Annotated in this window: 15 protein-coding genes and 1 pseudogene; 12 read left to right on the forward strand and 4 right to left on the reverse strand. The window is 58.6% G+C overall.

From position 1 onward, the window contains the following. Positions 1 to 112: 112 nt before the first annotated feature. A complete protein-coding gene (mutS, locus tag D882_RS0120730) occupies positions 113 to 2680 on the reverse strand; it encodes a DNA mismatch repair protein MutS (RefSeq protein WP_172825953.1) in 2568 nt (855 codons plus the stop codon). A 213-nt stretch (positions 2681 to 2893) separates the two neighbouring features. On the opposite strand from mutS, the gene D882_RS0120735 reads away from it, so the two are divergent. From D882_RS0120735 to recX, 7 genes and pseudogenes are all read left to right on the forward strand, one after another. Then, positions 2894 to 3628 carry an XRE family transcriptional regulator gene (locus D882_RS0120735; protein ID WP_027925001.1) on the forward strand — a complete coding sequence of 245 codons (735 nt, stop codon included), beginning with the start codon at positions 2894 to 2896 and terminating at the stop codon, positions 3626 to 3628. A gap of 497 nt (positions 3629 to 4125) precedes the next feature. After that, positions 4126 to 4473, forward strand: coding sequence for a phage holin family protein (locus D882_RS0120740; RefSeq protein WP_027925002.1), 348 nt, complete (start codon positions 4126 to 4128; stop codon positions 4471 to 4473). Positions 4474 to 4601: 128 nt separating this feature from the next. After that, positions 4602 to 5165 carry a glycoside hydrolase family 19 protein gene (locus tag D882_RS0120745; RefSeq protein WP_027925003.1) on the forward strand — a complete coding sequence of 188 codons (564 nt, stop codon included), beginning with the start codon at positions 4602 to 4604 and terminating at the stop codon, positions 5163 to 5165. Positions 5166 to 5183: 18 nt separating this feature from the next. Next, a pseudogene (locus D882_RS1000000133235) lies at positions 5184 to 5308 on the forward strand (lysis protein); the annotation flags it as partial. A gap of 74 nt (positions 5309 to 5382) precedes the next feature. Next, on the forward strand, positions 5383 to 5883 hold the full coding sequence (locus D882_RS0120750; RefSeq protein ID WP_027925004.1) for a CinA family protein: 501 nt from the start codon (positions 5383 to 5385) through the stop codon (positions 5881 to 5883). An 83-nt stretch (positions 5884 to 5966) separates the two neighbouring features. Continuing rightward, a complete protein-coding gene (gene recA / locus D882_RS0120755) occupies positions 5967 to 7019 on the forward strand; it encodes a recombinase RecA (RefSeq protein ID WP_007907270.1) in 1053 nt (350 codons plus the stop codon). Positions 7020 to 7027: 8 nt separating this feature from the next. Continuing rightward, complete coding sequence (recX, locus tag D882_RS0120760) at positions 7028 to 7495, forward strand: recombination regulator RecX (protein ID WP_027925005.1); 468 nt, start codon at positions 7028 to 7030, stop codon at positions 7493 to 7495. A 44-nt stretch (positions 7496 to 7539) separates the two neighbouring features. Here the strand turns inward: recX and D882_RS0120765 are convergent, their stop codons facing one another. Beyond that, positions 7540 to 8658, reverse strand: a complete 1119-nt coding sequence (locus D882_RS0120765) for a TIGR00730 family Rossman fold protein (RefSeq protein WP_027925006.1) — start codon at positions 8656 to 8658, stop codon at positions 7540 to 7542. Positions 8659 to 9029: 371 nt separating this feature from the next. Here D882_RS0120765 and D882_RS0120770 point away from each other — a divergent pair, with 371 nt between their 5' ends. Continuing rightward, positions 9030 to 9224 (forward strand): hypothetical protein, encoded by a 195-nt coding sequence (locus D882_RS0120770; RefSeq protein WP_027925007.1) that lies wholly within the window; start codon positions 9030 to 9032, stop codon positions 9222 to 9224. On the opposite strand, the gene D882_RS0120775 is transcribed toward D882_RS0120770, so the two are convergent. Further along, positions 9225 to 9650, reverse strand: a complete 426-nt coding sequence (locus D882_RS0120775; protein WP_027925008.1) for a PA3611 family quorum-sensing-regulated virulence factor — start codon at positions 9648 to 9650, stop codon at positions 9225 to 9227. 189 nt (positions 9651 to 9839) lie between these two features. Between D882_RS0120775 and D882_RS0120780 the strand changes: the two genes are divergently transcribed. The 3 genes from D882_RS0120780 to D882_RS0120790 all read left to right on the forward strand — a co-directional run bounded on the left by D882_RS0120780 (position 9840) and on the right by D882_RS0120790 (position 11883). Further along, a complete protein-coding gene (locus D882_RS0120780) occupies positions 9840 to 10598 on the forward strand; it encodes a tRNA-uridine aminocarboxypropyltransferase (protein ID WP_027925009.1) in 759 nt (252 codons plus the stop codon). A gap of 196 nt (positions 10599 to 10794) precedes the next feature. Beyond that, positions 10795 to 11445, forward strand: coding sequence for a response regulator transcription factor ErdR (erdR, locus tag D882_RS0120785; RefSeq protein WP_027925010.1), 651 nt, complete (start codon positions 10795 to 10797; stop codon positions 11443 to 11445). Positions 11446 to 11520: 75 nt separating this feature from the next. After that, the gene (locus D882_RS0120790; protein WP_008010143.1) at positions 11521 to 11883 is read left to right on the forward strand and encodes a diacylglycerol kinase; all 363 of its coding nucleotides are present in this window, start codon (positions 11521 to 11523) and stop codon (positions 11881 to 11883) included. On the opposite strand, the gene D882_RS0120795 is transcribed toward D882_RS0120790, so the two are convergent. Further along, positions 11880 to 12806, reverse strand: coding sequence for a LysR family transcriptional regulator (locus tag D882_RS0120795; protein WP_027925011.1), 927 nt, complete (start codon positions 12804 to 12806; stop codon positions 11880 to 11882). The genes D882_RS0120790 and D882_RS0120795 overlap by 4 nt on opposite strands. 122 nt (positions 12807 to 12928) lie before the next feature. Here D882_RS0120795 and fpr point away from each other — a divergent pair, with 122 nt between their 5' ends. Continuing rightward, positions 12929 to 13708: a ferredoxin-NADP reductase gene (gene fpr / locus D882_RS0120800; protein WP_003443014.1), complete on the forward strand. Its 780-nt coding sequence runs from the start codon at positions 12929 to 12931 to the stop codon at positions 13706 to 13708. The last annotated feature ends 4 nt before the right edge of the window (positions 13709 to 13712 follow it).

Consider the following 13712-nt stretch of genomic DNA (forward strand, 5'->3'; position numbering starts at 1 on the left):
GAGCCCCTTCACGTTGGGGTCGCCAGGTTCGGGAGCGATAGTCTGCTGGCCAGGCTATTAGCCAGCAGCATCCCAAACCGCGCGAGATTCTAACAGCTTGCAGGCAAGTGCGTTAGATCCGGTTCTTTAGTGTATAGAGCATTTCGAGCGCACGGCGCGGCGTCATGTCATCCAGATTGAGCTTGGTCAATTCATCCAGCACCGGGTGCGGCAGGCTGGCGAACATGTCGCTTTGCTGCGGCGCGGCCGGTTTGCCCTTGGCAGGTGCAGGAATTTCATGGGGCAGGGCGGTGGCTTCCAGGCGACCCAAGTGCTCGCGAGCACGCACAATCACTTCGCTCGGCACGCCGGCCAGTTGCGCCACGGCCAGGCCGTAACTCTGGCTGGCAGGCCCGGGCAACACGTGGTGGAGGAACACGATGCGTTCGTTGTGCTCGGTGGCATTGAGGTGAACGTTGGCCACCAGCGGTTGCGCCTCCGGTAGCACCGTCAACTCAAAATAGTGGGTGGCAAACAGGGTGTAAGCGCGCAGATGGGCCAGTCGCTCGGCAGCCGCCCAAGCCAGGGACAAGCCGTCGAAGGTGCTGGTGCCGCGACCGACTTCGTCCATCAGCACCAGGCTACGTTCGGTGGCGTTGTGCAAAATGTTCGCGGTTTCGCTCATTTCAACCATGAAGGTCGAGCGGCCGCCCGCGAGGTCATCGCTGGAACCGATCCGGGTGAAAATCCGGTCCACCAAGGACAGTTCGCAACTGGCCGCCGGCACGAAGCTGCCGATGTGCGCGAGCAACACGATCAACGCGGTCTGACGCATGTAGGTGGATTTACCGCCCATGTTCGGACCGGTGATTACCAGCATACGCGTGTTGTCGTCGAGGCTCAGGTCGTTGGCCACGAACGGCGTGCTCAGCACTTGCTCGACCACTGGGTGACGACCCTGGGTGATGCGCATGCAGGGCTCGTCGACGAAACGCGGGCAGTTCAGGTCGAGGTTCAGCGCGCGTTCGGCGAGGTTGCTCAGCACGTCCAGTTCGGCCAGCGCAGCGGCGGTGTCCTGCAGTGGCGGCAACTGGGCGATCAGGTCTTCGAGCAGCGCTTCGTAAAGCATTTTCTCGCGGGCCAGGGCACGGCTCTTGGCCGACAGGGCCTTGTCCTCGAACGCCTTGAGTTCCGGGGTAATGAAACGCTCGGCACCTTTCAACGTCTGGCGGCGGATGTAGTCGGCCGGCGCGGACTCGGCCTGTTTGCTCGGCAACTCAATGAAGTAGCCGTGAATGCGGTTGTAACCGACTTTCAGGTGCGACAGACCGGTGCGGGCTTTCTCGCGTGCTTCCAGATCGATCAGGAACTGCCCGGCGTTTTCGCTGAGCGATTGCAGATCGTCGAGTTCGCTGTCGTAACCGGTCTTCAACACGCCACCGTCACGGATCACCGCTGGCGGGTTGTCGATAATGGCTTTTTCCAGCAGCGCCGCCAGTTCTGGATAGGTGCTGGTGGTCTTGGCCAGTTGAATGATGTGCGGCGCTTCCAGCTCGGTCATCGCCACTTGCAACTGGGGCAGCGCGCCCAGTGCATCGCGCAGACGAGCGAGGTCGCGAGGGCGGGCATTACGCAGGCCGATCCGTGCCAGAATCCGCTCGATGTCGCCGATTTCCTTGAGCTGTGGTTGCAGTTTCTCGAAGCGGTAGCCGTCGAGCAGGCACGTGATCGACGTCTGACGCGCCAGCAACACGGTCAGGTCCCGCAACGGACGGTTCAACCAACGGGTAAGCAAGCGGCTGCCCATGGCGGTCTGGCAGCGATCGACCACCGATTGCAGGGTGTTGTCGCGACCACCGGCCAGGTTGGTGTCCAGTTCCAGGTTGCGACGGCTCGCGCCGTCCAGCACCACGGTGTCATCCAGGCGTTCATGGCGCAGGCTGCGTAAATGCGGCAGAGCGGTGCGCTGGGTTTCCTTGGCGTAGCTGAGCAGGCAACCGGCAGCGCCGATGGCCAGGGTCAGGTTCTCGCAACCAAAACCTTTAAGGTCCTGAGTAGAGAATTGCTGGCACAGACTTTTCAGCGCCGAGTCGCGCTCGAAATCCCACGGCGCACGGCGACGAACCCCACGACGTTTTTCCGCCGGCAGGTCTTTTGGCCAATCGTCCGGGATCATCAGCTCGACCGGATTGACCCGCTCCAGCTCCGCCAGCAGGTTTTCCCAACCCTTGATTTCCAGCACCGTGAAATTGCCGCTGGTGATGTCCAGCACGGCCAGGCCGAACAGGCGCTCGTCACCCAGCACCGCCGCGATCAGGTTGTCCCGACGCTCATCCAGCAGCGCTTCATCACTGACCGTACCCGGCGTGATGATCCGCACCACCTGACGATCCACCGGCCCTTTGCTGGTCGCCGGATCACCGACCTGCTCGCAAATCACCACCGATTCGCCGAGCTTGACCAGTTTCGCCAGGTAACCTTCCGCGGCGTGGTAAGGAATCCCACACATTGGAATCGCCTGACCCGCCGACTGCCCACGGGCGGTCAGGGTGATGTCCAGCAACTTGGCGGCCTTCTTCGCGTCTTCGTAGAAGATCTCGTAGAAGTCGCCCATGCGGTAGAACATCAACTGGTCAGGGTGCTGGTTCTTCAGGCGCCAGTACTGCTGCATCATTGGCGTGTGGGAAGACAGATCGGAGATGGCTTTATTCATCGGAAATTCAGGAAAACTCGTTGAAAGGTGTAGGGCAAAAGGAGGGGCATTGGCCCGGCTTTTCCGCGATGGGCGCAAGATTACCATGGGCGGTCCGCCCGACGCAGGCATGAAAGCCCCACGGCACATTTACACTGAATATGCACGATTTATGCAAAACAGCATTTGTCTTCGGCGAAAAGAACAAGCACTATGCGCGTTATGCAAAAACGCAACGTTTCTACTGTCTTAAGAGCACTGCTCGATCAGCACGGGATCTCCCCCACGGAGCTGCACCGTCGCACCGGCGTGCCTCAATCCACACTCTCGCGGATTCTCAGCGGGAAGATCGTCGACCCTTCGGATAAACACATCTCGAAGATCGCCGAGTACTTCGCCGTGAGCACCGATCAGTTGCGTGGCCGCGCCGATGTCGCGCCCGCCGCCCATGCCGCGCGCAATGAAGTGCATTCCGAACTCAAGGACATAAGTCTGTGGGACGACGATACGCCCGTCGATGACGACGAGGTGTCGGTTCCCTTTCTTCGCGAGGTTGAATTGGCTGCTGGATCAGGAAGATTCGTCATCGAAGAGAGCGAGCGCTCTAGCCTGCGCTTCGGCAAACGCAGCTTGCGTCACAACGGGGTGCAGTTCGACCAGGCAAAATGCGTGACGGTGCGCGGCAACAGCATGTTGCCGGTGCTGCGCGATGGCGCCACCGTTGGCGTGAACGCCGGCAAGTGCGGGATTGGCGACATCGTTGATGGCGACCTTTATGCGATCAACCATAACGGCCAGTTGCGGGTAAAACAGCTGTATCGCCTGCCGACCGGCATTCGCCTGCGCAGCTTCAATCGTGATGAGCACCCGGACGAGGACTACACCTTCCAGGAAATCCAGGAAGAGCAGATTGTCATCCTCGGTCACGTCTTCTGGTGGGGCATGTACGCCCGTTAACCTCGTCACCTTCAGATAAAACCCGCCATTGAGCGGGTTTTTTTTCGCCTGTCGAAACCGGCTGAGCCTTTGTCCGTGGGGCTTCAATGCGGTGGTGCATTTTAAATACGCAAATAAATGCATTAGCGCATTGACTGTATATGCATCCATGCATATTCTTTGTCTCAAGCCGCTCAACAAAGCAGCTCGAAACGAAGTTCTTTAGTTCCACCACAAAGGCAGCGATGAACCGGCCTCAACGGTTCAGAGGGTTGGCAACTGACCCGGGTGTGCAGCGTAAAGCACCAGAAGCAGTTATCCGGCGGGCAGGGACCGCGGTCGGCGAAACAATATGAATGGACTCGTACCGCGTCAGTAGCGCCGAAAGGTCAATGCAGGACCGCATTACTGAAAAGCCCGGCAATCACCGGGCTTTTTGGAATGCCTACCTTCCATCAGGCACCTCAAGAAAACACTGTTTTAAAGAACCACTCATCAATCACTCCCGGAGGCGTGACATGACAAACGAGCAACTAGCGTTGCTGGACATGCCGATATGGCTCGTCATCGTCCTTGCCCTGGTGGGCGGGGTGTCCGGCGAAATGTGGCGCGCCGACAAGGACGGCGCTCGCGGCTGGTCACTGCTGCGACGCCTGGCCTTGCGGTCCGGGGCCTGCATGGTCTGTGGGGTCTCGGCCATCATGCTGCTGTACGCCGCCGGTGTGTCGATCTGGGCGGCCTGCGCCTTTGGCTGCCTGACAGCAATGGCTGGGGCCGACGTGTCCATCGGGCTTTATGAGCGTTGGGCTGCGAAGCGCATGGACGTGTGCGATGTGCCCCCGCGTGACACCCATCAGGATCGTTGAAACTCAAGACCAATGGATTGGCGAGCAGTGGTGCCGACCGGCATCCGGCCTGCAAGGACGCAGGTCTCCCACGGCCAGTGCCGTTCATTCAAACCCACCATAAACGGTTTATTGACCGAGGACCTTTTATGCCGCTAACCGATGGGCAACTGCTAAAAATCATGCCCAACGCCCGCGTCCAAGCGGGCGTTTTCATTTCTGCGCTCAATGCCGCCATGGCTCGTTTCAACATCAATACCCCGAAACGTATCGCCGTCTTTCTCGCTCAAGTCGGCCATGAGTCCGGGCAGTTGCAATACGTACGTGAACTCGGCAGTGAACAATATCTGAGCCAATACGACACCGGTGCCTTGGCTACTCGCTTGGGTAACACTCCTGCACAGGATGGTGATGGTCAAAAGTACTGCGGCCGAGGCTTGATCCAGATCACTGGCCGCGATAACTATCGCCAATGCAGTCTTGGATTGTTCGGTGATGATCGCTTGCTGTTTATTCCGCAACTGTTGGAAAAACCTCAATGGGCCGCTGAATCCGCGGCCTGGTACTGGGCGCAGAACGGCCTTAACGAACTCGCCGATCACGACCAGTTCAACAGCATTACTCGTCGCATCAATGGTGGGCTGAACGGCCTGGAGGATCGTCTGCAACTCTGGGCGCGGGCGAGGGCGGTGCTATGCCAGTCTTCGGTCTGATCTCTTGGCGGGTTATTGGCGGGACTTGACCCGGCGCATGCTCAACGATGGTCGCCATCACCGACACCGGGGACCGTGGACTGATTGCCTTGCAAGCTTGTCAGGCCTATATCAGAGCCCTTGCGCCCTCACATTTTGATTGATCCTGCGCCTTGCAAGCGCGATACGCTCGTGTACGGTAGTTCTCATTCCGCTTCCGTTCGCTCAGGAGATGACCGTGAAAGAAATCACCCAACTGGCCGCTGAACTGGGCAGGCGCTTGCAGGTGCTCAATGCCCATGTCACGGCCGCCGAATCTTGCACGGGCGGGGGGATCAGCGAGGCGATCACCCGTATTCCGGGAAGTTCGGCGTGGTTCGAGGCTGGCTATGTCACTTACTCCAATCGACAGAAAACCCAGCAATTGAACGTGCCGGTCGAGTTGTTTTCGACGGTGGGGGCGGTCAGTCGCGAGGTGGTCGAGGCAATGGTTCGCGGTGCCCAGGAAAAGAGCCGGGCGCATTTTGCCGTGGCAGTCAGCGGTGTGGCGGGGCCGGATGGCGGCTCTGCGAGCAAGCCGGTGGGCACGGTCTGGCTGGCCTGGGGCGTCGGTGAGCAGGTGTTCAGCGAGGTGCAGCACTTCCCTGGCAACCGCGACGAAGTCCGCCGACAAACGGTGAAGGCCGCGCTAGAGGGGCTGCTGCGCCATGCCGCCACAGAAATCTCAAATCAGGGGTAGGCGATCCTGAATCGCTGTGGAATAATACTGGCTACTTATACAGGTGTTGGCCGTCAGGCCTTATTGATTACGTGAGGACTTTAATGGACGACAACAAGAAGAAAGCCTTGGCTGCGGCCCTGGGTCAGATCGAACGTCAATTCGGCAAGGGTGCCGTAATGCGTATGGGCGATCAGGACCGTCAGGCGATCCCGGCTATCTCCACTGGCTCTCTGGGTCTGGACATCGCGCTCGGCATTGGCGGCCTGCCAAAAGGCCGTATCGTTGAAATCTACGGTCCTGAATCCTCCGGTAAAACCACACTGACACTGTCCGTGATCGCCCAGGCTCAAAAAGCCGGCGCGACCTGCGCATTCGTCGATGCCGAACACGCCCTTGATCCTGAGTACGCCGGCAAACTGGGCGTCAACGTTGACGACCTGCTGGTTTCGCAGCCGGACACCGGCGAGCAGGCCCTGGAAATCACCGACATGCTGGTGCGTTCCAACGCCGTTGACGTGATCATCGTCGACTCCGTGGCCGCTCTGGTGCCAAAGGCAGAAATCGAAGGCGAAATGGGCGACATGCACGTCGGCTTGCAAGCCCGACTGATGTCCCAGGCGCTGCGTAAAATCACCGGTAACATCAAGAACGCCAACTGCCTGGTGATCTTCATCAACCAGATCCGTATGAAAATCGGCGTGATGTTCGGCAGCCCGGAAACCACCACCGGTGGTAACGCGCTGAAGTTCTACGCGTCGGTTCGTCTGGACATCCGTCGTACTGGCGCGGTGAAAGAAGGTGATGAAGTCGTCGGTAGCGAAACCCGCGTCAAGGTCGTGAAGAACAAAGTGGCTTCGCCGTTCCGTCAGGCCGAGTTCCAGATTCTTTACGGCAAAGGCATCTACCTCAATGGCGAGATGATCGACCTGGGTGTTCTGCACGGTTTCGTTGAGAAGTCCGGCGCCTGGTATGCCTATGAAGGCACCAAGATCGGTCAGGGCAAGGCCAACTCGGCCAAGTTCCTGGCAGACAATCCGGAAATCGCCGCCAAGCTCGAGAAGCAACTGCGTGACAAGTTGCTGACCCCGGCGCCGGACGTCAAAGCATCGCCAGTCAAAGAGACGGCTGATGACCTGGCTGACGCTGATATCTGATTGATCCGATGACCGCCGTACTCGATACACTCGTCGCGGTGCGGCGAACCGCAATGGACCTGCTCGCTCGACGCGAGCACGGTCGAGTCGAGCTGACGCGTAAACTGCGTCAGCGAGGCGCCCTCCCTGAAATGATCGACACAGCACTCGACCGCTTGACGGAAGAGGGCCTGCTGTCCGAATCCCGTTACCTCGAAAGCTTTGTTTCTTACCGCGCCCGCTCCGGTTATGGCCCTTTGCGTATTCGCGAGGAGCTCGGCCAGCGCGGTCTGCAACGGGCCGATATCGAACTCGCGTTGCGCGAGAGCGGTATCAACTGGCAGGAGCAGTTGGAGGATACCTGGCGGCGTAAATTTTCCGGGCATCTGCCGATAGATGCTCGGGAGCGTGCCAAGCAAGGGCGCTTCCTGAGTTATCGGGGATACTCCATGGAGATGATCAGCCGCTTGTTCAGTGGCCGGGGAATGGATGATTGATAAAAAATGGCCCGCTATTTCGATAGCGGGCCATTTTTTTTGCCTCACATAACCTTGGAGGGCTCGCGCGTGCGCTGCTGCGTTTGGGGGGTAGATTGCGCCCAGTTTTGCGGCAGGTTGATGTAGTCCACCAGTTCACGCAGGCGACCATGATCACGCGCGTTAAAGTTGAAGGCCAGTCGCGCCAAGTGGCTGAACTGCGCTTCATCGTGCTCTTCGCCGCTGTAGGCGTGCTGATGGAAGCGATCGCTCAGGCACAGGTCGGCAAATGCTTCCTGCATGTGGTCAAGCGTTTGCTCACTGAGGGTGTGGTTCATGCGAATCACAAACTGATGCTTGAGCCAGCGGCTGGAGTGGAAGTTGCTGTAGAACTGGTTGATCTGTTCCACCGCTTCTTCAGCGCTGTAGACAAGGCTCACAAGCTTCATGTCGGTCGGCAGGATGTAGCGGTTTTCCTCCAGTTGATGGTGAATGAAGTCCAGCGCGCCTTGCCAGAACTTGCCGCCCGGTGCGTCCAGTAATACCACCGGCACCAATGGGCTTTTGCCGGTCTGAATCAGTGTCAGTACTTCCAGCGCCTCATCCAGGGTGCCGAAACCGCCTGGGCACAGGACCAGTGCATCCGCTTCCTTGACGAAGAACAGCTTGCGGGTGAAAAAGAAGTGGAAGGGCAGCAGGTTGGCGGTGCCTTGCACCGTGGGGTTGGCATGTTGTTCGAACGGCAGGGTGATGTTAAAGCCCAGGCTGTGCTCCCTGCCGGCCCCTTCGTGCGCCGCCGCCATGATGCCGCCGCCAGCGCCAGTGATGACCATCAGGTCCGAGCGCGCCAGCGCGGCGCCCAGTTCTCGGGCCAGACCATACAGTGGGTGTTCGATCGGTGTTCGGGCCGAGCCAAACACGGTGACTTTACGTCGGCTGCGGAACTGCTCGAGTACACGGAAGGCGTGCTCCAGTTCGCGCAGGGTTTGAAGGGTTATCTTGGCATTCCAGCGGTTGTGATCTTCCTGGGCCATGCGCAGCACTGTCAGGATCATGTCGCGGTAGATGGGGATGTTGGGGCTGTTGGGTGACACCAGGTTGAGTTGTTCTTCGACCTTGTTGGTGAGGTCGTGGCCGCTTTCTTCAAAATGACGGCTTAGCAGGTCATTCGGTTGGTAAGGCATCAATTTCTCCTTCCATACAGGCTGTGTTTTCCCTTGAAGCAGGAAACATTCGCACACTTGGCACAACAAGACGTGTCGCGGGCGGCCCCTTTCCAGCCCGGAAAAGTGAATGGGATCACTATGAATCTAGACCCTCGCAGAGATTTATGCTGGCTTGATCATTGCGCCGCAAAGTGTTTCCTGGCAACCGCTTATTGACGATTTGCAAGGTGATTTCACCGCTCGTCTGAACGCACGCCGAGTGTCGGGCGCTCTGATTTACTAAGCTACAGATGCGACACGACAACTTTGCGTCAAAGGCAGGGCGCGCGGTTCTAGAAGTTGAAGGAATTTTCGCTCAAGCAGGGCGAGGAGCAGGGAGGCGGGATGTTATGGCCAGAGTGATTCTGGAGATCGATACGCGACTGTATCGATTGCTCAAGTCATCAGCCGAGACCCATCACGTGAGTCTCGAGGAGGAGTGCTGCCGACGTCTGGAGGGAACTGAGCGACGGTCACATTACTTGCAGGCGTTGCTGGCAGAATTGCGCGCCGAGGATGAACAACGGCGCGCCAAATCCGGGTGATTACTTTTTCTTCTTGGCCGCCGGTTGCAGGCAATCCGACTCCTTGAAGCGCTCGCTGGCCACCGGACGGTTGGTTTTGACCTCGGTGAACTCGTAGCGCATGGTCGCGCCCTTTGCCATCAGCTTGCGAAAGCCCGGGTTGTTGCACACGGTAGAGCCCAGCTGGAAGTAAACAGCCTTGGGGTCGGCGCGCATCTTGTCAGCGTGGCTGCTCTGGACGCTGAGGTGGTTGATCAGCTCGGTGCCTTCAACGGTATAACCCTGATCGAGAATATCTTCGTTGATCGCCCGTGGCGTGCCGACGCTGCTTTGGGCGGCTACGTTTTGCAGCATTTTGTTCAGTTCCGTGTCTTTCAAGGACGCAGCCTGAGCGCTGAAGGACGACGCCAGCAGAATGGCAGCGGTGGGAACGATAAGGCGCAGCATGAAACTCTCCTGGTTCAGTGACTGGTGCTTCGACCCGTCACATGACTGTGCGTTCAGTGGCGGCGAATTATAGGGGACGCGCTCCGGACGGTACAGGCTTGCGCTGGCTGCTCTGATAAACTGGTGGCACTTTTTGCCCAGCCGAGTGCTTTTCGTGTCGATTTCCTCCTTCTGCCGGCGCTGCCTGCGATGAACCCTGCCATTCCGCCCTTTGCTGCCAACGCCGTGGCCCGCTTGCGCGATTCCCGAGAAGAAGAGGGGATCAAGCCGATTCAGGCCCGAGGCTGGAGGGCGCCGCGTTGCCGTTCCTGCCGGGTGATCGAGAGTCATTGTCTGTGCGCCTGGCGCCCGCAGGTCGAGGCGCGCTCCGGTGTGTGCCTGATCATGACCAACAAGGAAGTGTTCAAACCGAGCAACACCGGTTGGCTGATTGCCGATGTGGTACGCGACAACCATGCGTTTATCTGGTCTCGCACCGAGGTTGATGAACAATTGCTGGCGTTGCTGGCCGACCCGCAGTGGCAGCCCTATCTGGTGTTTCCGGGGGAATACGTTGAGCCCGAGCGTGTCACCAACACGGTGGACATGGACAGTTCGAAGCGTCCGCTGTTTATTCTGCTGGACGCCACCTGGACAGAAGCCCGGAAGATTTTCCGCAAAAGCCCTTACTTTGATCGCTTGCCGATCCTCAGCCTGTTGCCCGAGAAGCTGTCTCGATACCGATTGCGCAGGTCGACCCGCAGTGAGCATTTGTGCACCGCCGAAGTGGCTGCACTGTGCCTTGATCTGGCCGGGGATACCGCAGCGGCCTCGGCGCTGGACGCTTATTTCGACGTGTTCAGCCAGCATTACCTGGACGCGAAACGGCAACTGGACATGAACGTCGCCACGCCCGCTCATGCCGAGCTGATGCCCTTCGTGCAAAGCTCGGCCCCAGCCATCTGCTGATTGTCGCCCATACTGCAAAGAACTGTACCGCCCATGCACCTTGACCACCCAGTCTTGGCTGGGCATGCTTGGCGCCGATTGGGGCGCGGCCAGGTTTGATACGCCGTTTTCAGCTGTTATTGGCGTTGAACGTGCCCCATTGGTGCAGCTCCGTGGCTGTGCCTTGAGTCGTTTGAAAAACAGGATCATTTGAAAAATGGCCACATACGAAATCCTGATTGCCGATGATCACCCGCTGTTTCGAAGCGCGCTGCATCAGGCCGTGACTCTGGGCCTGGGCCCGGATGTTCGTCTGGTGGAAGTGGCGAGCATTGCCGAGCTGGAAGCCCGCCTGGATGAAAAGTCCGATTGGGATCTGGTGCTGCTGGACTTGAACATGCCCGGTGCCTACGGTTTTTCCGGGCTCGTGCTGTTGCGCGGTCAGTACCCGCAAATTCCGGTGGTGATGGTGTCCGCGCAGGAAGAAGCGTCGATCATGGTCAAGTCCCGTGAGTTCGGCGCCAGTGGGTTCATTCCAAAATCCAGCGACCTGAGCGTGATCCAGAAAGCCGTGCGTGCCGTACTGGACGGCGACGTATTCTGGCCGCCGCAGGCGTTTGAAGCGGTCAACGTTTCCGAGGAAGCCAAGGCCGCCAGCGAAGGCCTTGCCAGCCTGACACCCCAACAGTTCCGGGTGTTGACCATGGTCTGTGAAGGTTTGCTGAACAAACAGATTGCTTACGAGCTGAGTGTCTCGGAAGCAACGATCAAAGCCCATGTCACGGCGATCTTCCGCAAGCTGAATGTGCGGACCCGGACCCAGGCTGCACTACTCTTGCAACAACTTGAGTCAATTCCAAGCCACTAAACAGCTCCATGTTCACGCTATTTTGACTTTGCTTGATCTAGCGTTCCCATTCCTATCTGGTCAGTTGCCCACTCTATGTCACCTTTCAAAGGCCAAACCGGCCTCAAGCGTATCCTCAATGCCTCCGGCTATTCGCTGGATGGCCTGCGCGCAGCCTTCACCGGCGAAGCGGCCTTTCGCCAACTGGTGTTGCTCAACGTCATCCTGATTCCGCTGTCGTTCTTTTTGAACGTCAGCCGTGTCGAGCAGGCGCTGCTGATTGCCGTCTGCCTGTTGGCGCTGATCGTCGAGTTGCTGAACTCAGCGGTGGAAGCGGCCATCGATCGCATTTCCCTGGAATTGCACCCGCTGTCCAAGAACGCCAAGGACATGGGCAGCGCAGCTCAATTCGTGGCGCTGAGCATGATCGCGCTGGTCTGGGCGGTGATTCTGCTTTAAGCGATATTCGGCAGAACGATCTCGTCGCTGCGCTGAACCCCTGCGGTGAAAGCGCGGCACAGGTCGAGGAACTCGCGCATCGCCGATGTCTGATATTTCTGTTTGTGCCAGATGAAGTAGAACTGTCGCGCCAGGTCCAGGTCCGGTGTTTCCACGGGAACCAGGCTGCCACGACGGAACGCATCGCGCAGTGCCAGCCGTGAGATACACCCAATCCCCAATCCCGATTCCACTGCGCGCTTGATCGCTTCGGTGTGTTCCAGTTCGAGCCGGATATTCAGCGAGCTGCGATGGTGACGCATGGCCTGGTCGAAGGTCAGTCGTGTGCCAGAGCCTTGCTCACGCAATATCCATGCCTCGTGACTCAGCTCCTCCATGGTCGCGATACCGCGTTTGGCCAATGGATGCTGCGGTGCGCAGAACACCACCAGCTCATCCTCGACCCAGCTTTGCACTTCGATGTCCGGATGGCTGCAGTCGCCTTCAATTAGACCCAGATCAATTTCATAGTGGGCGACTTGTTGCACGATATTGGCAGTGTTCTGCACGTGCAGCTTCACCTGGCTTTCCGGATGACGCTGCATGAAGCTGCCGATCAGCAGGGTGGCCAGGTAGTTGCCGATGGTCAGGGTCGCACCGACCGCCAGCGAGCCGAAACCGGACTTGCCGTTGAGCAGGTCTTCGATTTCCTTGGACTGATCGAGCAGGGCCACGGCTTGGGGCAGCAGCTGTTTGCCGAGGGCATTGAGGCTCAGCCGTTTGCCGGCGCGGTCGAACAGCTGGCAGCTGGACTGGCGCTCCAGTTCGGTGATCGAGGTGCTCGCCGCCGATTGCGAGAGGTTGAGCAAGCCAGCAGCACGGGATACGCTTTCCTGCTGGGCGACGGCGACGAATACTTGAAGTTGACGGAGAGTAAATCGCATATCGATATAACCGATAACCCTTATCTTAATAATCCATTTAACAGATATTGTCTCTGCCTTTAGAATGCGATGCAATTGCGCACATCATCGGCGCAGGCAAAATCTCCAGGAGTCCCACGTACATGAGCAACATGAACCACGAGCGTGTCCTCAGTGTTCATCACTGGAACGACACTCTGTTCAGCTTCAAGTGCACCCGTGATCCGGGTCTGCGCTTCGAGAACGGTCAGTTCGTGATGATCGGCCTGCAACAGCCCAACGGCCGCCCGCTTATGCGCGCTTACTCGATTGCCAGCCCGAACTGGGAAGAGCATCTCGAGTTCTTCAGCATCAAAGTGCCTGATGGCCCGCTGACTTCCCAGTTGCAGCATCTGAAGGAAGGCGACGAGATCATCATCAGCAAGAAGCCTACCGGCACCCTGGTGCTGGATGACTTGAAGCCTGGCAAACATTTGTACCTGCTCAGCACCGGTACCGGTCTGGCGCCGTTCATGAGCGTCATCCAGGACCCGGAAACCTACGAGCGTTTCGAAAAAGTGATCCTGTGCCACGGCGTACGTTACGTCAACGAAGTCGCTTACCGCGAATTCATCACCGAGCACCTGCCGCAGAACGAATTTTTCGGCGAGGCCCTGCGTGACAAGTTGATCTACTACCCGACCGTGACCCGCGAGCCGTTCGAGAACGAAGGTCGCCTGACCGACCTGATGCGCAGCGGTAAGCTGTTCAGCGACATCGGCCTGCCACCGATCAACCCGCAGGACGACCGCGCCATGCTGTGCGGCAGCCCGAGCATGCTCGACGAGACCAGCGAAGTGCTGAACAGCTTCGGCCTGAAAGTGTCGCCGCGGATGCGCGAGCCGGGTGATTACCTGATCGAGCGAGCGTTCGTCGAGAAGTAAGCAA

This window comes from Pseudomonas sp. URMO17WK12:I12 (genome assembly GCF_000514395.1).
Taxonomy (GTDB): domain Bacteria; phylum Pseudomonadota; class Gammaproteobacteria; order Pseudomonadales; family Pseudomonadaceae; genus Aquipseudomonas; species Aquipseudomonas mucoides.